The following is a 19,494-nucleotide window of genomic DNA, read 5'->3' on the forward strand; positions in this document are numbered from 1 at the left end:
CAGTGTTTTTTAGTCGCAATCAAGTAGTCTAAAAACTACAAAAATCAAGTCTTCATCGCTCATTTTTGTTTATTCATCTAAATTATGCAAGGATGTAAGATAAAGCTTAATAATTTTGTGTTTGAGAAATAAAAATCACCCCGAAATCCATTATTAACCTATTCTTATTATGTATGAAAAATGCATAATAATTACCCAAAAAACCAATCACTTAATGAAAACACTTACCCTAAGTGCAATGACACTGTTATTTGCATGCCTAACGCTGAACGCATTCAACTTTTCAGCAAACAAAACCCTCGACACTTCAATTGAAATAACCAACACGGAAGAAAATGCTTCTGCATCGGTAGATCTCAATGGTTTTTTATTTGAATTTTTAGGAGTACACTATAATCTTGATGGAACTTCAACTTGGACTTACAAAGTCACAGGAAATGGAGCAAGAAGAAATTTATCACACTGGAAACTTAAATTATTAGACGAACACAATGTTATATCTTCTTCTCCGAATACATGGGAAGTACATGTAGATCCTCATTTTCAATATTACGGTATTAAATGGGATTCATCCGTAAACAAAAATGGAGGAATGAAAACATTTTCATTTACATTAGATGGCAGATATGAAGTAGGAGCTGTTGACTTTGGATATAAAGCTGGAAGAAAGCTATTTCACGGTATTATTCAAGGACCAACAACACCTTTAACGAATGCTATTTCTGGAACGGTATTTAATGATACTAACTCAAATGGTGTTATAGATGGTGTAGAAGGATTTCTTTCAGAAGTTCAAGTCAACTTATATGATGATGCGAATGCCAATGGAATCATAGATAGTGGTGATGCATTACTAGAAACTCAAATTACAGATGGAGTTGGTGGTTATATTTTTTCAAGCACCACGGCATTACATGTAATTGTTGAAGCAGAACTACCATCAAATACAACAGATTATTCTTATGAAGCTACCACAGCCTTAACAACTTCAATATTTTTGACCGCAGATGATGTTACAAATATTGATTTTGGAATCAAAAGAACACAAAACGTTTTTTATAATATTTCAGGAATTGTATACGATGATAATAATCAAAATGGAATATATGAAGGAGAAGTTGGTTTAGCTGCTGTAGAAGTAAAAATGTATGATGACGCAAACGCAAACGGAACGTTAGATGACAATGAGCAATTAATAGCAACAACAAATACAGATACTAATGGAGCCTACATGTTTACACAGGTGATGCTCACGCATGTTGTTGTAGAAGTAGTTAAACCTAGAAATACAGGAGCATTTGAATACATTGCAACAAATGATGTACAAGAAGCAATTACGATGTTGAATCAAAATATCATGGATGTTAACTTTGGAATTGATAAAACACAAACCACAAATTATAATATTTCAGGAAATGTTTTTGATGACACCAATGCTAATAGCACTATAGATTTCGGAGAAGGCGCATTGCAGAACATTACACTTACATTATATGCTGATCATAATACCAATGGAATACTTGATAGTGTAGATACAATCATTGAGACTGTGGTGACAGGTGCAGACGGAACATATTCATTCCTGAATATAACAATTGAAAATACGTTAGTTAAAATCACAGTGCCGCAAACTACAACGGACTATACTTATACGTTAACCACAGATGAAATAGTAACTATAAATGCTATAAATACTGATGTAACAAATGTTGACTTTGGTATGCGCAGGGAAATTATTTCATATTCAGTTTCAGGAAATGTATTCAACGATGAAAATGGAGATGCTAACAATGATGTAGTAGAAGGAGGTTTGCAAGGAATAACTGTAAATATGTATGAAGATCTAAATGGAAACGGAAGAATTGATAGAGGAGAACCATTAATTGAGGCAACGGTTTCAGATAGAAATGGAAACTATCAATTTACTGGAATTATACCATCAAATGTAATAATTCAAATCTTAGTTCCATCAAATACAGCAGACTTTACCTATGCTTCCACAACACCCGTAAGTGTAGCATTAAATACGAGAAATTCAACAACTGTTCATTTTGGAATTTTAAGAACGACCGTAATTTTATATAATATTTCAGGAGTTATTTGGGACGATCAAAACGCTGATCAAATCAAAGATTCAATGGAAGATAGATTATCAGGAATTGTAGTATCACTTTTTGAAGATGTAAATATAGACGGAATCTTAGATGCAGATGATATACCAGTAAGTACAATTACTACTTCTGCAACTGGAGCATACCAGTTTTCTAATGTAAACATAAGAAATGTACTGGTGATACCAACATTGCCAGCAAACGGAACGTTTACAACACTAAATAACAGAGTAATATCTAGCATCAATACAAATATAGTTGATGTAGACTTTGGAATGAGAGTCACCGATATTTTTTACCAAGTAACAGGAGTTGTATTTAACGATCGAAATGAAAATGGTATTGCAGATCCTGAAGAAGAATCTCTCAACGGATTGCCAGTGGAGATTTATGCTGATAGCGACGAAGACGGATTTTTAGATCCTAATATAGATGCTTTAGTAGCATTTACACAAACATCAAACGGAGGTTTTGGATTCTTAGACCCAAATTATTTAGTAGATGATGTGCCTCCAGGAGATATATTTGTTGTAATAATACTGCCGGAAGATACCATTTTTGAAACCTATACAAATACATACGATCCAGATTCTGGAACAGCAAATCCTGATGGAATCTATAAAACAGTTATGGAAGGCGACTTATTCAATATTGATTTTGGAGTTAAGTATACAAATACAAACTCAATATTAAGAGCCGAAACTGGAGATGTAATCTTTACAAACGGAAGTGCAATTAGTGAAGCTCCAGAAGATATATCAGAAAGATTAAGATTATATCCAAACCCAACAGTTAAAGAAATTGCAATCAACGCTGAAGAGTTCTCAGGAGATGTAAATGTTGAAATTTACAATGATAGCGGTTACAAAGTAATATCTACAACAGTAAGTCAATTTGGAAGCGAATACAAAATAGGAGTTGAAAGATTAGCTCCAGGAATGTATTATGCTAAATTCCAATCAAGAAACAAAGTGGCTAGCAAGAAATTTGTGAAAAAATAATGAATCGCAATCACCCTTACAATCCCAAGAAAAGCTGCTGAAAAGTGGCTTTTCTTATTTCCTATAGTAAACTGAAATATTAGCGTATATTTGCATCAAAATAATAGAATTATGTTTAGTGATCTAGCGAATAAAATATTTCAAGATAGCATCGAAAAATATCATATCATTGATGATGTAGACCAACCATTTGAAAATCCATATCCAAAAGATAAAGTAGAACATTTATTGTATAGAAAAAACTGGATAGATACGGTACAATGGCATTACGAAGACATTATTAGAGATCCAAACATTGATCCTGTTGGAGCATTAAAATTAAAAAGATTGATTGATGCTTCTAACCAAGATAGAACGGACACGGTAGAATATGTAGACAGCTATTTTCTTCAAAAATATAGCAATGTTCAAGTAAAAGATTCAGCAACAATTAATTCTGAAAGCCCTGCGTGGGCAATAGATCGTTTGTCAATTTTAGCCTTAAAAATATACCACATGCAAGAAGAAGTAGATCGTAAAGATGCTTCGGAAGCACACAAAGCAAAATGCCAAACCAAACTAGATATTTTATTAGAACAACGTGTAGATCTTTCTTCTGCAATAGATCAACTAATTGCCGATATTGAAAGTGGCGACAAATACATGAAAGTCTACAAGCAAATGAAAATGTACAATGACGATGATCTAAATCCTGTATTGTACAACAAAAACAAATAACAGAAGTCTCACATAGGTATTCCAAACTATGGAACAAGCTTCCAAACATATTTTAGTCATGCGTCTCTCTGCCATGGGAGACGTTGCTATGACTGTACCAGTCATAAAAGCAATGGTACGGACTTATCCCAATGTGAAAATCACTGTAGTTTCACGCGCATTTTTTAAACCCATCTTTCAAGACATTTCCAATGTATCTTTTTATGCTGCTGATGTAAAAGGAAGACACAAAGGAGTCCGCGGATTATACAAACTCTACAAAGAACTCAAAACATTAGATATTGATCTTATTGCAGACCTTCACAATGTATTGCGATCCAATATTCTATGTACATATTTTAAACTTGGCGGATATAAAATTTGTAAAATAGACAAAGGAAGAGCTGCCAAAAAAGCGTTGACACAAACAAAGGATAAAGTCTTTCAGCAACTCAAAACCACACATAAGCGTTATGCGGATGTTTTTAGTCAATTAGGACATCACATAGATGTAAGCAAAGAAGATGTATTACCGCAGCTAAAAATTGCTCAAAAGGTGGCTTTGTTCATTGGGAAAACAAAGAAAAAATTAATCGGAATTGCACCATTTGCCGCTTTTGACGGAAAAACCTATCCTGTTTCACAAATGGAAGCAGTAATTTCCAAATTGAGTGAAACAGAACAATACAAAGTTGTCTTATTTGGCGGGCCAGCCGATAAGAAACAATTGGTTGCTTGGGAAACCAAATATAAAAATGTAGTCAATGGCGCAGGTTTATTTTCTTTTGAAGAAGAATTAAACCTAATCTCCAACCTAGATGTCATGCTTTCTATGGATTCTGGAAATGCGCATTTAGCAGCGATGTTTGGTAGAAAAGTAGTTACTATTTGGGGAATTACACATCCATATGCAGGATTTTATCCGTTTGGACAACCTAAAGAAAATGCATTACTAGCAGACAGAGCACAATATCCACTACTGCCAACATCTATCTACGGCAATAAATATCCAGCGGGTTACGAAAATATCATGCAAACCATTACTCCAGAAGCTGTTTTTGAGAAAATTGTGGAAGTGGTTAAGGATTAAACTATTTCTTTATTTAACTTTAGCTGAAACTTTACTTGTCTTTTAAAAATATTAATCTATAAAATAGGTTTAGGTAAACAGTTAATCTCAATGAAGAAATGTCCTAGGTGTGATTTTGAAGTAAAAAACACTTATAAATTTTGCCCGTCTTGTAAAACTACCTTTAATAGGGTAGAACAAAAAACACAAAATAAAAAATCAACATCTTGTAATGGGTGTGGTAAAATAATCTTATCAAATATCAAATTTTGTGAAAAGTGTAGTAAAACTTTATCTCAAAAAAACAGAGTTAATAAAATTGATAATTCAATAAGTAGAGTGGGCAATATACTTCTGAAAATTTCAGCAAGTATAGGTGTAATTGTATTATTTATAATGGTTATTCAGCCAATAATTACTGGAGAAGACTTTGTGATTGAATCTGTATACAATAGATATTTAAAAAACTCTTTTTCTATATCAACTTTCTTTTCTGGCTTTATAGCTGAACTAATAGGACCAATTATTATACCTTTAATATTGATTTATTTTGGATTTAAGAAAAATGAAAACGCTAGTTGTCTATTAACTATACTATTATTTGGTTTAGTAACTTTTACAGTCATATTATTTTTTAAATGATCCAAGAATCGATTGAAAAAATGCTACTTAAGTTGTGAGTGAAATCAACAAATAGACAAATTCACAAAAAAACAAATCAACACCAATTAAATATCATCAAAATCAACCACAATTGTAGCTGTAGTTGGATGTGCCTGACACGCAAGAATCATACCTTCTTCAATTTCGCTATCCGTTAAAATCTGATTCTTCTCCATCACCGCTTTTCCTTCGATAACTCTACAAATACAACTACTGCAAATACCACCTTGGCAAGAATATGGTGCGTCAATCTTTTGTTTCAATGCCGCATCTAAAATTGTTTCGCTGGCATCCATTTCAAAAGTAAAATCTTCATCATCAACCGTAATAGAAATGGTTGATTTTCCAGAAACTTCTTCTGCTTCCGAATTGCTTTCAGAAGAAGCAGTAAACAATTCAAAATAAATAGCATCTTTCGAAATGTCGTTATTTTGCAAGGTTTCAGAAACGGTTTGAATCATTGCTTCAGGACCACAAATATAATAATGCTTAAAATCAGCATCTTTCATCTGATTCTTAATCACATAATTTACGGCAGTACTATCAATACGTCCTGGCAAAGCATTTTCGGCACGCGCTTGACTATATACAAACTTCAAGTAAAAATTAGGATGCTTTTCAGTCAATGCAATCAATTCGTCATGAAAAATAGTTTCTTCTGGAGATTTATTTCCGTATAACAAAGCTACTGTATTTCCATAATCCAATGCAGTTTTCAAAATGCTCATCATAGGTGTAATTCCGCTTCCTGCAGCAAAAAGTGCAATAGCTCCAGCATGCGTAGAAGGTGTATACACAAAATTTCCTTCTGGCGAATGTACATCTAACACAGTACCTTCCGTTAATTCTCTATTGGCATAGGTAGAAAACAAACCGCCTTCAACTTCCTTAATAGCTACACGGAGTTTATTTTCTTTTGGTGCTGCACACAACGAATACGCTCTGCGAACTTCTTCACCATTAATAGTAGTTTTTAAGGTAACATACTGTCCTGCTTTAAAAGAAAATGAAGGTTGTAACGCCTCTGGAACATGAAATTCAACGCTTACAGCGCTTGGAGTTTCTCTATGAATATGACGTACTTCTAACTGACGAAAATCTGACATTAAACAATTGTATTAAAAGTGATGCTAATTTTTTTGGCAAAAATAGCAAAACAGAAATGTTTTTACATAGATTTTAAGATAATAATATACATAGAAATCTTATGCATAAGAAAATTATGTATATATTTGAAGTATATCAGCAAGTCATGGGCAATTCAAAACTATATAAAGGAAGCTTACATACCATTATTCTAAAACTCTTAGAAGAAAATGGAAAAATGTACGGATATGAAATTACACAAAAAGTAAAAGAAATAACCAAAGGAGAGTTGCAAATTACCGAAGGCGCTTTATATCCTGCGTTACATAAACTGGAATCTGAAGACTTATTAGATGTAGAAGTAGCAAAAGTGGACAATCGAATGCGAAAATATTACAAGCTTACTGAAAAAGGAAGCATAGAAACAGTAAACAAACTAAAAGAATTAGAGCAGTACATTAGAAACATGCAAGTTTTGGTAAATCCGAAATGGAGTATTGAATAATGAACAATAAAATTTCCGCATTTGTGATAAAAAAAGCAGAAAAATGAAGTTAACAAAAGAACAAATACAAGAACTATATCAATTTGTAGCTGCCAAAGGTGTAAAGCATTATGACTTGCAAACAGAATTGGTAGATCATTTAGCTAATGGAATAGAGGAATACTGGAAAATTCATCCAGAAAAATCCTTTGAAGAAGTGAAAGCGCAAGAATTTCAAAAATTTGGCGCAGCAGGTTTTTCAGATGTAATTAAAAAACATGATGATGCATTATCAAAAAAATACAAAAAAATTATTTCAGGATTCTTTATGGAATACTTTAAGCTGCCTAAAATAATAGGAACAATTACTAGTATTGCAATCATATTTTATTGCCTTCGATTTTTAGCAAGAGAACCTTTTGTTACATCAATATTTACAGTTATGGTTTTTTTCTTTATTATAGCTGCGACACATGTTTTATCAACCCTAAATAATAAAATAATTTATAAAAGAAAAGTCAAAAAAAGTGGAAAGCAATGGAAATTGGAAGATATGATTTTTCATAGTTACATAGGATATGAGAAGCAGCAGAGAAGTACGAAGCGTAAAATATTTGACTTTATTATAATAATAATTCCAGTTACAATAGGAACTTTAATAGATGATGTATCTTCATCAATAGTTCCACCATTCATATACAATCATTATTGGGTGCAATTGGTAATAGCTACAACTATAGTATTAGTATCAATACTAACATATATACATATAATTGTAGTGCCAGAAAAAGCAGAAGAGTTGCTAACGGAAACCTATCCAGAATACGAACTTTTAAAATGATTTACGCATAAAACTACAGACCTTATTTTTTTCGCAATGGTATCTTCCAAGCAAAATCAAGACTGATTAGATGTTCGTATTGAAAACCTGTTGTAGGTTTTATGGTATAAAAAGTAGGTCTATAAATAACTCCGATAAAAAAGGATCTTCCTAACTGAAAATAAGTATTGGCGGTAATGCCGAAACTTTTGCTTTTACGTATGACATCAAATTCATTTTCTGTGTCTATTTCTTCTTTAAAGCGCCAAGTATTGTGAGTATAATTAAGACCATATCCTACATTCAACCGTCCAAACTTGAAATTATCAGTTACCTCAAAAAATGTTGTGCTAAAACGTTCTCTTGTTTCTCCGCCTGGTGATACAGGTATGGGAACAAAAAAATCTATGGCACCTGCATATTTAACACCAATATATTTGTTGGATTTGTAGAAATATTCGAGTCCAGCAGAAGCGCCAAAAAAACCTGTGCTGCTTCTGTTGCCAAAGCCGTCCAAATTATAGCTAAAAGAATTCACATAAGGAATCGAAATTGATACATTAAAATCACCTTTACTTCGTGGATGTTTTTCTGCAAAAAAATCTTTCCAGGACTTTAAAAAAGGCGGTTTTAAAACTCTTATCGTATCTTTTGAGTTCAAATACACATGATCGCCGTAATGAAATCTTTTATCATTCGTAAGATCAATAGCGTAATATAAAGGAGCAACAATAGTTCCTATCAAGTTCCAAAAAACAAAAGTTTGATGTGGCGATGATTTAACGGCATAATCTAATGATAATGTGTCTGAAACTAGCGTTAAATTTAAATCATTTTTTGATCGCTCTACTTTGATATAGCTTGGCAATTCATAAATGCTATCCTTGGTTTTAACTTTTGCATTTTCTAAGTCAGAAGTAACTTTTAATGTATATGTTTTACTTTTTAATATCGTAGAACACGACGAAAATAATACTGAGGTTAGTATTAAAAATAAAATAGTTTTTTTGGTCATTACTTACGGCTATTTTTTTAGAGATTCCAAAATATAGAAAAGGTTGCGTTTAGGAAACTATTTTATGCGAATATAATGGACTTTTTCTTTATGAATACTTTTGAATTATAACGAAATATATTCCTTATTAGAAGCTTATAAATGAAGAAAAAAGCCCCTAACTTGTAACAAATCCCAAAAACCGATACTAACCATAACAACTAATTAACTTACTACAATGATTAAAAAATTCATAAGCTTTCAATGGAAAGAATTTATTCGTTCTTCCTCTTTCCAAAAAGGAGTCGCCATTAAAATATTGCTTTTTATAGCAGCAGCCTACATTGGCGTTATGGCAGTACTTGCAGGTATGGGATTATTTTTCGGAATCAAAAAACTGATTCCAGGTATTGATCCAATGATTATCGTAAATAGTTTTATCATCTTTTGGTTTTTTGCCGATATGCTATTGCGCTATTTTATGCAGCAAATGCCGGTAATGAACATCAAACCATTGATGATTATTCCAATAAAACAAAAAACAATCATTCACTTTTTGCTGGGGAAAACAGTGTTTTCATTCTTCAATCTGTTGCCTTTATTGGTATTTATACCTTACTGTATAACACTATTGATACAAGGATATCCACCGTTTAAAGTACTATTATGGTTGCTTTCTATCATTACGATTACATTGTCGCTCAACTTTTTAAACATTCTTGTAAACAAAAGTAATACGGTGTTTTATATCATAGCAACTGCTTTAATATCCTCATTGGCAATGTGGTATTTTAATATATACGATATTACAAGACCCGCTGGAGCGATGTTTAGAGCACTTTATGAAAACCCAATCTATATTTTAGTGCCAATTGCAATTCTGGCATTCTTATATTATTTGAATTTCAAATATCTAAACAGTCATTTCTACTTAGATGGTGCCGTTTCTAAAAAAGTAAAAGAAGTCAATACTTCCGATCTTTCATGGTTGAATCGTTTTGGAGCTTTAGCAACCTTCTTAAAAAATGATGTACGTATGATTTGGAGAAACAAGCGTCCAAGACAAGTACTATTAATGTCTGGTTTCTTCCTGTTTTATGGCGTTATATTCTTTACACAAAAAACATACAATGACATGCCAGGGTTTATCGCCTTTGCGTCCATCTTTGTTACGGCAGGATTTTTATTCTCGTTTGGTCAATTAGTACCTTCTTGGGATAGTGAACACTACAAAATGATGATGAGTCAAAACATTCCATACAGACAATACCTAGAATCCAAATGGTATCTTATGGTAATTGCTGTAGTCATTTCATTTATATTAAGTACACCATACATTTACTTTGGTTGGGACAAATATGCTATGATTGCCGCAGGAGCTTCGTTCAATATCGGAATCAACACGTTTGTCACATTATTTGGTGGTGCGCTCAACAGAGTTCCTATAAAACTCAACGAAAAAGCAAAAGCATTCAGCAATACGCAAGGTTTCAATCCGACACAATTGCTCATTGCATTACCAAAAATGCTCTTACCAGTATTACTCTTTTACATTCCGTATTACTTTACAGATTACAATCTAAATGCAGGAATCATTACACTTGCAGTTAGTGGTTTTGTAGGATTAGCGTTCAAAAACTATTTCCTAACACAAATAGAAAAAGTATACCAAAAAGGAAAATACAAAACCGTTGCAGCGTTTGACGAAAAATAATAACAACTAAACTTACGAAAATGATCACAATACAAGATATATCAAAAACATACGGACAAAATACAGTACTTAAAATAGATTCGCTAGAAATTCCAAAAGGGCAAAGTTTTGGCTTGGTTGGAAACAATGGAGCCGGAAAAACAACGCTTTTCAGTCTATTATTAGATTTAATTCAGCCTACAACAGGATACATTGATAGCAACGGAATCAAAGTACATGAAAGTGAAGCTTGGAAACCATATACATCATCATTTATTGACGAAAGTTTCCTAATTGGATACCTTACGGCAGAAGAATATTTTTACTTTATTGGTGACTTGCGCGGACAAAACAAAGCAGATGTAGATGCTTTATTATCACAATTTGAAGATTTCTTTCACGGTGAAATTCTCAATCAGAAAAAATACCTGCGCGATCTTAGTAAAGGAAATCAAAAAAAGGCAGGAATTGTAGCATCTTTTATCGGAAATCCTGAAATCATCATCTTAGATGAACCTTTTGCAAACTTAGATCCAACAACGCAAATTCGACTCAAAGGAATCATCAAAAAACTATCGGAAGACAACCAAGTAACAGTATTAGTATCAAGTCATGATTTAATGCACGTTACCGAAGTTTCAGACCGAATTGTGGTGCTCAACAAAGGCGAAGTTGTCAAAGACATTGTAACCTCAGAAGAAACGCTAAAAGAGCTTGAAATGTTCTTTTCGGGTTCTGCAGTAGTTACTACAGAGGAGGAATAGCTAGAGCGTTCTCACAACAAAAAAACATCAAACCTGCATTTCGAGTTTCCTCAATATGCAGGTTTGGTGTTTTTCTACTTTGTCATTCCTGCGCAGGCAGGAATCCAAATCGAAAAAGAGCGCAGTCGAAGTACACTGTTTAGTGAAGTCAAATTTCTCAAACAGGTTCTTGACCAGGGAAACAAATAATATTATATCCGTAAACATCAAATAAACGGCCATCACATTCCATAATAAACTTTACAGCACAAATAATACACAATGGATTGTCGATATTAACTCCACATGCTAAATATCGTACGCCTTTTCGATCGCAATCTTTAAAATTTTCAGGAATACCACTTGTAATTGTGCAACCATCGTCTATAATTGCAATTCCACCACTAATAGTTACGCAGCCATATCTATCATCATCATTATCACTATCACTACTCTTCGTCATAGTGTTTAGCTGTTGTATCAAATATTCTTCTGGATTTTCTTTAAAATTTTCAGGAATATTTTGGAGCAATTCCATAATTGATTTTTCGTTTTGAATACTTTTCAGTTCAATACTTTCGTTTTCAATAGCTTCAGTATCCGTAGTATCCGTCTGGCATGCCGATACAAAGAATAATAACACAAATAAGTAACTAAGTTTTTTCATGACTTTTGGTTTTTTAGGTTAATGTTCTAAGTTAAATAATCTAAAAATCAAATAGTTATGGGAATAGCATACATTGTGTAAGTGTTAAAAAATCAATTGATACCTATAAACTTTAAAACTTCATTTTCAAAAAGCTCTGGCTGATCTAAAAACGAGCGATGTCCACAATTAGGCAAAATAATTACTTCGACCTTTTTCATTAATTTTTGTGCTTCCATCAATTCTTCAGGTACAGCAATTGCATCAAATTTTCCAGTAAGTAGCAAAACTCTGTGTTCTATTTGCGGAATCAATTTCCAACGGTTTACATTGCGTTGTGCTTCCCACAAAATGTCTCCAACAAGTTTATTGTCTTTTTCATTCAAATATTTAATCGGATTGTAGGGTCGTGAAAAAATAACCTTCAAAGCCATTCCCAATCCCGTTTTACGTTTGGTTTCTGTAAATGCAGCATCAACATACGTATTCCATCGTTTTGAAATGTCAGGATTATGAATAGAATCTGTTTTCGTCATCCAATCCAATGCTTCTTTCCAATATTCGGTATGTTGATCACGTGAAATAAAATCGGCGGCTATATTTTTTAAATATTGAGGACGATATATCGTGTACCGTTCTGGAGAAAAATCGCTTGTAATAGGTGCATTAAATGCAATACCCGCTTTTATAAACTGTGTTTCCTTTGGAAATTTTGCCAAACAATCTAGTACATCTTGTCCGCCAGTACTATGTCCAAACAAATAGATATTTGCTTGATATCTTTGTTGTAATTCTTTTGCAATCGCAATGATATCTTTGGCAACTTGTGTCGAATTGATCATGGTCGTATCAATCTTTTTTACAGACTTATTTAAACCGCGTTGATCAAAATATGCAATGGCAATCTTAGTTTCCAAAGATGTTTTCCATCGCGGATAATCCGATCGTCCAAAATCAATACCATTTTCTGCGGTTCCACCTTGAACAAATAGTAAAATGGTTTCATTGTTCAAATTTCCTCTTACAAATACAGGAAGATTCTTGGCTTCTGGTTCAACATAAAAAAAGTCTTTTACTTTTTGCGCAAATACAAATTGATTGACGAGTAGAAGTACATACATTAATAAAATTCGTTTCATTTTTTTGATTGATTAAGATGAATAATTTTTTGATGATTTGTTTCAATAAATAGTGTGTTTTGGTTGAGTAGTTTTGAAATATTTAAAAAGTAATCACAATGTGATGCAAATAGATTTTTGGGAATGTATCCATTGATGGTTTTTAAAGTATCGCCCATATGTAATGCCGAATTCGGAACGGTTCTATTCACAATCCAAAGGGAATCGTTAAGGATGCCTGGAATAAAGTTGCGTTCTTTTTCAATTTTGACATTTTCAATAGGTTGTAGCACAATTTTGTTTTCAGCATAATTGAGATAAACGGTAAAATGTTCTAGAAAATCATTGCCCAACAACGCTTTATTCAGCGAAGAAAACTGTACAGGAATATGAGTCTCAAAATCTGAAAGTTGCACATTCAATTCTTTTACAAGTAAAGTATCGCGATTGCTTCCAAAAATGCCCGAAGTAGATTGATCAATATAGAGATTGGAAGTTACATTTGGGAACAACGCTGCATATTTTTTCGGAATGACCAATCCGCCATTATAACCAACATCAAATAGTACATTTTTGATCAGTTTTCCTTCAATCATGATATTTATTTTAGGAATTCCAGACAAAAAGGAAGTTTTAAAATCCAGACTATGATGCTTTGTGTTTTCAGGAGGAAACAAGGTGTTCTTTGAAGCAAATAAGAGTTTATTTTGATACTCAATTTTCCAATTGGCCAACTTAATAAGATTGGCACCAATAATTCCATTTTCAGCAATACACGGACTGTACGATGTTGACGCATATTTTAATTTTCCAGCGGCAATTCCATAAAAAGTCAAATCTTCTAACAAAATAGAATCTACAACAGTCATTTCAATAGTCTGGCGAATTCCTTGTGCTGTTCCGTTTAATTGTTTGGATTTTGTAGGAAGCTGTAAATCTTCCGCCAAACCATCTTCCACTTTACTATTAAAAGCACCTGTGTCAAAAATGAACCGATGTGTAGTTGTTTTTTCTTGAAGATTGGCTTCTACGACGATCAATCCTTTGACATAATCAAATGGAATTTGATGGATGTCTTTATCTGTTTGTAGCGCTGCACCTGATTCCAATCGCAATTGACGATATGCACTACAATTCATCAATAAGAGAAATATCCCGAAAAGGAAATAATAATAATAAAACTTCATGATGAGGTAGAATTTTAGCGTTTGGTAAATGATTTTTCCACCTTTTTCTGCCAAAAAATCAACAGTGGAATTCCAATCAATGAAGGCAATGCAAAAGCTAAAAACGGATTCATTAAATCGTAGCGTGTTACAATTGTAGATAGAAATGCGGTAAAAGTGGCAATATAACCGCCCATCATATTTCCGATATGCGACATATACCAATGATAAGCTTCTTTTGGACGAATGATAAACGGTTTCAAATTGGTATAGGAAATGACCAAGCCGCCAATTCCAAAACCAATAGTAAGCAAGGCAGCGCCTGTGGAAACCGTTTCAGAAAGTAGGTAATACAAGCCCAAACCTAAAAATATAGCGTTTGCCAAGGTGTTTACAATTCCAGCAAACCAATCGTACCATTTTGGCAACTGTGTTTTGTGAAGTTTTTTCAGTTTCAAACTTCGCACACCACAAAAAACACTGTAGTAACTTAAAAACGCGATTAAAAACAAAAAGTGATTCATCTTATAACCAGCAATCACAATTCCTGTTACAAAGACAGCGGTCATGGCGTAAAAATAAAGTTTACCCGATTGGCGATGCCATGTTTTTCCTTTCGTACTAAAAATAGAGATGGCGCCAGAAATAAGGGAAATGCTGCCAACTAAAATGTGCAAATACAGTATATATTGAATTGCTTTTTCCATGGTTTGTTGTTTTTTTGATGTGACAAATGTGCAAACTAAACCAAGAACAAAGTCTTTTATATACTGACTTTGGTGCGTTTGGGACGTATTTGGGAAGAATGGTGATTACAAAGCTTGAATGAACGCTGAAATTTGTTTTGCCTTGCTACGCGATACAGGAATTTTTATAGCAAGTCCGCGCAAACTCAGTTCTAAATTTCTAGCATTTCCTTCGATATGAAGAATATAATTTCCATTGACTACAAAGCGATTATGACATCTAAAAAAAATCGTTTTGGGCAATTGTTCTTCTAGGTTTTTTAGTCGATTTCGGATGAGTTTTTTGGTAATGATTTGATGCTCTTCATAAAAAACTTCAACATAATTTCCGTCGGATTGTAGGCAAACAATTTCTGAAGCGTGTAATAACAATGCTACTTTTCCATTTTCTTCTTTTAGTTGAAATACCGGATTGGAAGGACTTGTTTTTTGTGTTGCCGTTTGCAGCTTTTTATTTTCAGCTTTGAGCGATTGTGTCAATTGTTGCGCATAAGCAAATTGTATTTTTTGCTGACGATATTGTTCAAACAATACCAAAACTATAATAGGGAAGAAGCTAATAGACAAAGAAATAAATGTTGTTTTTGCGAACACTTGCCAAGCAGATTGATTGGCGCCATATAAAGTGAATATACTTAGGAAAATTCCAAGAATAATTAGTAAAATCACAATTAAAAATAGCAAAATTTCACGCCCAATCGTCCAAGTATCTTCTTGAGTAAATGATGGAAACAGTTTTTGTAGCAATTTCACCGTCAAAAAAATAATAATAGACACAAAACTGGCAATGCAAAGCGCATACACAATTCGTTCTGTAAGTTCAATCTCTTTAAAATCTAGCGGAGCTAACAATAAAATAATCAAAAAACTAGCCATACCAGGAATAGCAACACTATAGGTGTTAAAGATAAACGGGTGTGGTTTTTTAAGAAAATTTTGCATCTGTTGGTAAAGTTAGCCAAGAAGATGGTTTTTTATCAAAAAATTATCAGTCTTAACACAATATATATGCCTAAAACTTCATTAATTAAAGAAATTAAAACATGACAATTATGAAAACACTACAGAAATTAAACCAATATGAAATAGAAACTAAGTTTGCAACACTCATTACAGGTGGCGATCTTATAAGAGGACTTGTCAATAATGAAGAGGAAGATGATTTAGATTAATCGTAAGTTTATAAATCACACAAACATCAAAAGCAATTATGAAAACACTACAAGAGTTAAAAGGACAGTATGAAGTAAATACTAAATTAACAATAATGATTACAGGCGGCGATCTTGTACGAGAACTCCAAAAAGATGATGGATCTGGCGACTTAGATTAACAGTAGGTTTATGCATTACACAAACATTAAAACTATAAACTATGAAAACATTAGAGCAATTAAAAAAGGATCACGAATTAAATAAAAAACAAATAGCAAAAATTACAGGCGGCGATCTTATAAGAGGACTCCAAAAAGATGATGGATCTGACGATTTAGATTAACAGTAGGTTTATATATCACACAAATTTTAAAACTATAAACTATGAAAACATTAAAAGCATTAAAAGATCATTATGAAGTAGCGGAAACACTAACTGCTAAAATTACAGGCGGCGATCTTATTACAGCTGTGCAACAAAACGATGGTACAGGTGATATGGATTAATGTCGTATTACATTGGTGAAAGCATGATATTTAAAAGATAATTGCTTTCAAAAAAATAAAAAGATTGCTCTAAAAAAGGCAATCTTTTTTCTTTTGTAGCATTTTCTATGGTTTGAATACCCAAAAAACGCGAGTTTATCGCAGATTTTACTAAATTTTTCAAAAAGAAATGTATTTTTACCTTCCTGTATACTAAACACGTTAAATTTTAGTTTTACAATTACTAAATAAATCACCTTGAGAAAAGCATTATATACATCGGTAATAGTATCAGTACTAGGGATTTTACTCTTTAGCTGTTCTACCAAAAAAGATACATTCATCAACAGAAATTTCCATTCTGTCACTACAAAATACAATGTATTATTCAATGGAAAAGTTGCCTTTGAAGAAGGAAGAGAAGCATTGATGAATGCGTATATTGATAATTACTGGGAAATTCTTCCTATAGAACGCATGGAAATACTGGATGATTTAACGCTTCCGGGACAAGGTGGAAAAAATCCGAACTTCGAAAAAGCGGAAGAAAAAGCAGTAAAAGCCATTCAGAAACATTCCATGGATATCAAAGGTCGTCAGCGCAATCCGCAAATGGACGAAGCATATTTATTACTTGGAAAGGCACGTTATTTTGATCAGCGATTTATTCCTGCTTTAGAAGCTTTCAACTATACCATAGGCGAATATCCGGATAGTGATAAAATGAATCAAACAAAAATTTGGCGCGAAAAGACACACCTTCGTTTGGAAAATGAAGAATTTGCCATTGCCAATTTGAAACGATTGTTAAAGTTTGAAAAATTAGAAGATCAAGAATATGCAGATGCCAATGCAGTATTAGGTCAGGCATATATCAATCTAAAACATAAAGACAGTGCCGTACAAGTTTTAAAACGTGCAGCAGCTTCTACTAAAATTCGAGAAGAACAAGGGCGTTACAACTATATCATTGGGCAATTGTTCAACCAATTAGGACACAAAGACAGCGCAAATATTGCTTTTGATAAAGTTATTGCGTTGAATAGGAAATCGCCACGCGTGTACATGATCAATGCGAAAATTGAAAAAGCGAGAAACTTTGACCTAGAAACAGGAAACAAAGAAGAGTTTTTAGAAATGCTAAACGACTTAGCGGAAGATCGTGAAAACAGACCATTTTTAGATAAAATTTATCGTCAATTAGGGGAATATCACTTATCGCAAGATTCTTTAAAATTGGCTGAAGAATATTTCAATAAATCAGTTCGTAAAGTAAAAACAGACAGACATCTAAAAGCATTAGATTATGAAAATATTGCTGCTTTACGTTTTGATGAAGCCAATTACAAAGACGCAGGAAAATATTACGATAGTACCTTGTTGAATTTAAAAAAGAATACGCGCAAATTCAGAAGAATTGAAAAGAAAAGAGCCAATCTTGAAGATGTAATTGCATACGAAGATGTGGCAAAAGTGAATGATAGTATTCTCACGCTGGTAAATTTCTCTGAAGAAGAACGCATTACATATTTTCAAGACTATATTGACAAGTTAAAAGCTGCCGAAGAAGAAAAGAAAAAGCTGGAAGAACAAAAACAAAGCTTTGCAGATAACGAATTTGCATCAAGCAGAAGTGGCAAAGGTCCAAGAAACGGGAATGATGAATTTTACTTTTACAATCAAACAACGGTTGCTTATGGTAAAAACGAATTCCGTAAACGTTGGGGCGATCGTGCTTTAGAAGACAACTGGCGTTTGTATAATAAAAATGTGGTTGTGAAAACAAGTGCAGAATCTGCAACAGCAGAAGGAGGAAGCGCAGTAAAAGAAGCAGACATTTACTCAGTAGCACTGTATACAGATAGAATTCCAACTGATGAAAAGGTAATTGACAGTATCGGGAAAGAACGCAACTTTGCATATTACCAATTAGGATTGATCTATAAAGAAAAATTCAAAGAATACGAATTGGCTGCGAACCGATTGGAGCAATTATTACAGAACAAACCTGAAGAAAAATTAATTCTTCCATCAAAGTACAATCTGTATAAAATTTACACGCTTTTAGAGCAACCAACTAAGGCAAACCAATGGAAAAATGATATCCTAAGCAATCATGGAGATAGTCGTTATGCACAAATCTTACGCAATCCGCAAGATGTCATTGCCTCTGACGAAAACAGTCCAGAAAGTCTATACGCAAACACCTATAAAAAGTTTGCAACACAAGACTTTGAAGGCGCGTTAAACGATACTGAAAAATACATTCAGCAATTTACTGGAGAAGAAATAGTGCCAAAATTTGAAATGCTCAAAGCTGTCATCATTGCACGATTAGATGGTTTTAACGCTTACAAAGATGCACTAAACTATGTAGCGCTGAATTACCCAAACAATGACGAAGGAAAACGTGCTCAACAAATCATCAATACTTCTTTGCCCAAAATAGCCAACAAAGCAGTTGCGAAAGATGATGAGTCTACGAGTTTCAAAATCATTTATACATTTCAAAAAAATGAATCGGAAGCTATGGATGCGCTCGAAAAAACCATCAATAAAATGATGGAAGACAAAGGGTACAATTCGCTGTCTATTTCTAGAGATGTATATAGTAGAAGTCAGCAATTTGTGGTAATTCATGGTTTCAAAACCAAATTAGCTGCGGTTACTGTGGAGGATTTATTGGAAACAGGATTGCCGTACAAAGTTGAAAAGCCAAATATCATCATGTCTGCTCAAAACTATCAAACAGTACAAATTCACAAAAACATAGACGAAATCAAATAATAGCCCAACAATTATAAACTAACATATAATC

Annotated in this window: 20 protein-coding genes; 12 read left to right on the forward strand and 8 right to left on the reverse strand. The window is 33.2% G+C overall.

Translation table 11 applies throughout. The features are described from left to right. The first annotated feature begins 214 nt into the window (after nucleotides 1-214). The 4 genes from Q0845_RS16345 to Q0845_RS16360 all read left to right on the forward strand — a co-directional run bounded on the left by Q0845_RS16345 (nucleotide 215) and on the right by Q0845_RS16360 (nucleotide 5,519). Nucleotides 215-3,112: an SdrD B-like domain-containing protein gene (locus Q0845_RS16345; RefSeq protein WP_298515440.1), complete on the forward strand. Its 2,898-nt coding sequence runs from the start codon at nucleotides 215-217 to the stop codon at nucleotides 3,110-3,112. Nucleotides 3,113-3,223: 111 nt separating this feature from the next. Next, complete coding sequence (locus tag Q0845_RS16350) at nucleotides 3,224-3,829, forward strand: DUF4254 domain-containing protein (RefSeq protein ID WP_298515441.1); 606 nt, start codon at nucleotides 3,224-3,226, stop codon at nucleotides 3,827-3,829. A gap of 28 nt (nucleotides 3,830-3,857) precedes the next feature. Further along, a complete protein-coding gene (locus Q0845_RS16355; protein ID WP_298515442.1) occupies nucleotides 3,858-4,898 on the forward strand; it encodes a glycosyltransferase family 9 protein in 1,041 nt (346 codons plus the stop codon). Nucleotides 4,899-4,988: 90 nt separating this feature from the next. After that, the gene (locus Q0845_RS16360; protein ID WP_298515443.1) at nucleotides 4,989-5,519 is read left to right on the forward strand and encodes a zinc ribbon domain-containing protein; all 531 of its coding nucleotides are present in this window, start codon (nucleotides 4,989-4,991) and stop codon (nucleotides 5,517-5,519) included. Nucleotides 5,520-5,605: 86 nt separating this feature from the next. Here the strand turns inward: Q0845_RS16360 and Q0845_RS16365 are convergent, their stop codons facing one another. Next, entirely contained in the window at nucleotides 5,606-6,646 is a 1,041-nt protein-coding gene (locus Q0845_RS16365; protein WP_298515444.1) for a ferredoxin--NADP reductase, read from the reverse strand. 146 nt (nucleotides 6,647-6,792) lie between these two features. Here Q0845_RS16365 and Q0845_RS16370 point away from each other — a divergent pair, with 146 nt between their 5' ends. Further along, the gene (locus tag Q0845_RS16370) at nucleotides 6,793-7,131 is read left to right on the forward strand and encodes a PadR family transcriptional regulator (RefSeq protein WP_298515497.1); all 339 of its coding nucleotides are present in this window, start codon (nucleotides 6,793-6,795) and stop codon (nucleotides 7,129-7,131) included. A gap of 43 nt (nucleotides 7,132-7,174) precedes the next feature. Further along, nucleotides 7,175-7,951, forward strand: a complete 777-nt coding sequence (locus tag Q0845_RS16375) for a hypothetical protein (RefSeq protein ID WP_298515445.1) — start codon at nucleotides 7,175-7,177, stop codon at nucleotides 7,949-7,951. A gap of 22 nt (nucleotides 7,952-7,973) precedes the next feature. On the opposite strand, the gene Q0845_RS16380 is transcribed toward Q0845_RS16375, so the two are convergent. Beyond that, on the reverse strand, nucleotides 7,974-8,945 hold the full coding sequence (locus tag Q0845_RS16380) for a hypothetical protein (RefSeq protein WP_298515446.1): 972 nt from the start codon (nucleotides 8,943-8,945) through the stop codon (nucleotides 7,974-7,976). Nucleotides 8,946-9,162: 217 nt separating this feature from the next. Between Q0845_RS16380 and Q0845_RS16385 the strand changes: the two genes are divergently transcribed. Both Q0845_RS16385 and Q0845_RS16390 read left to right on the forward strand, forming a co-directional pair. Further along, the gene (locus tag Q0845_RS16385; protein ID WP_298515447.1) at nucleotides 9,163-10,638 is read left to right on the forward strand and encodes a DUF5687 family protein; all 1,476 of its coding nucleotides are present in this window, start codon (nucleotides 9,163-9,165) and stop codon (nucleotides 10,636-10,638) included. Between the two features lie 20 nt (nucleotides 10,639-10,658). Further along, nucleotides 10,659-11,381, forward strand: coding sequence for an ABC transporter ATP-binding protein (locus Q0845_RS16390; RefSeq protein ID WP_298515448.1), 723 nt, complete (start codon nucleotides 10,659-10,661; stop codon nucleotides 11,379-11,381). 157 nt (nucleotides 11,382-11,538) lie between these two features. Here Q0845_RS16390 and Q0845_RS16395 read toward each other — a convergent pair whose 3' ends face one another. The 5 genes from Q0845_RS16395 to Q0845_RS16415 all read right to left on the reverse strand — a co-directional run bounded on the left by Q0845_RS16395 (nucleotide 11,539) and on the right by Q0845_RS16415 (nucleotide 15,978). Continuing rightward, nucleotides 11,539-12,027: a hypothetical protein gene (locus tag Q0845_RS16395; RefSeq protein WP_298515449.1), complete on the reverse strand. Its 489-nt coding sequence runs from the start codon at nucleotides 12,025-12,027 to the stop codon at nucleotides 11,539-11,541. A 92-nt stretch (nucleotides 12,028-12,119) separates the two neighbouring features. Then, nucleotides 12,120-13,145, reverse strand: coding sequence for an alpha/beta hydrolase (locus tag Q0845_RS16400; protein WP_298515450.1), 1,026 nt, complete (start codon nucleotides 13,143-13,145; stop codon nucleotides 12,120-12,122). Continuing rightward, nucleotides 13,142-14,311, reverse strand: coding sequence for an aspartyl protease family protein (locus tag Q0845_RS16405; RefSeq protein ID WP_298515451.1), 1,170 nt, complete (start codon nucleotides 14,309-14,311; stop codon nucleotides 13,142-13,144). The genes Q0845_RS16400 and Q0845_RS16405 overlap by 4 nt, the downstream gene beginning before the upstream one ends. 14 nt (nucleotides 14,312-14,325) lie before the next feature. After that, nucleotides 14,326-14,997, reverse strand: a complete 672-nt coding sequence (locus Q0845_RS16410) for a DUF2306 domain-containing protein (RefSeq protein WP_298515452.1) — start codon at nucleotides 14,995-14,997, stop codon at nucleotides 14,326-14,328. 105 nt (nucleotides 14,998-15,102) lie between these two features. Next, nucleotides 15,103-15,978, reverse strand: coding sequence for a LytTR family DNA-binding domain-containing protein (locus Q0845_RS16415; RefSeq protein ID WP_298515453.1), 876 nt, complete (start codon nucleotides 15,976-15,978; stop codon nucleotides 15,103-15,105). A 268-nt stretch (nucleotides 15,979-16,246) separates the two neighbouring features. Between Q0845_RS16415 and Q0845_RS16420 the strand changes: the two genes are divergently transcribed. The 3 genes from Q0845_RS16420 to Q0845_RS16430 are packed head-to-tail and all read left to right on the forward strand — an operon-like array spanning nucleotide 16,247 to nucleotide 16,697. Beyond that, nucleotides 16,247-16,369, forward strand: a complete 123-nt coding sequence (locus Q0845_RS16420) for a hypothetical protein (RefSeq protein ID WP_298515454.1) — start codon at nucleotides 16,247-16,249, stop codon at nucleotides 16,367-16,369. Nucleotides 16,370-16,410: 41 nt separating this feature from the next. Continuing rightward, entirely contained in the window at nucleotides 16,411-16,533 is a 123-nt protein-coding gene (locus tag Q0845_RS16425) for a hypothetical protein (protein WP_298515456.1), read from the forward strand. 41 nt (nucleotides 16,534-16,574) lie between these two features. Beyond that, complete coding sequence (locus Q0845_RS16430) at nucleotides 16,575-16,697, forward strand: hypothetical protein (RefSeq protein WP_298515458.1); 123 nt, start codon at nucleotides 16,575-16,577, stop codon at nucleotides 16,695-16,697. 7 nt (nucleotides 16,698-16,704) lie between these two features. Here the strand turns inward: Q0845_RS16430 and Q0845_RS16435 are convergent, their stop codons facing one another. Next, a complete protein-coding gene (locus tag Q0845_RS16435) occupies nucleotides 16,705-16,860 on the reverse strand; it encodes a hypothetical protein (protein ID WP_298515460.1) in 156 nt (51 codons plus the stop codon). Between the two features lie 74 nt (nucleotides 16,861-16,934). Between Q0845_RS16435 and Q0845_RS16440 the strand changes: the two genes are divergently transcribed. After that, nucleotides 16,935-19,463, forward strand: a complete 2,529-nt coding sequence (locus Q0845_RS16440; protein ID WP_367180676.1) for a hypothetical protein — start codon at nucleotides 16,935-16,937, stop codon at nucleotides 19,461-19,463. Nucleotides 19,464-19,494 lie beyond the last annotated feature (31 nt).

The organism is uncultured Kordia sp. (genome assembly GCF_947489565.1).
In the GTDB taxonomy this organism is placed as follows: domain Bacteria; phylum Bacteroidota; class Bacteroidia; order Flavobacteriales; family Flavobacteriaceae; genus Kordia.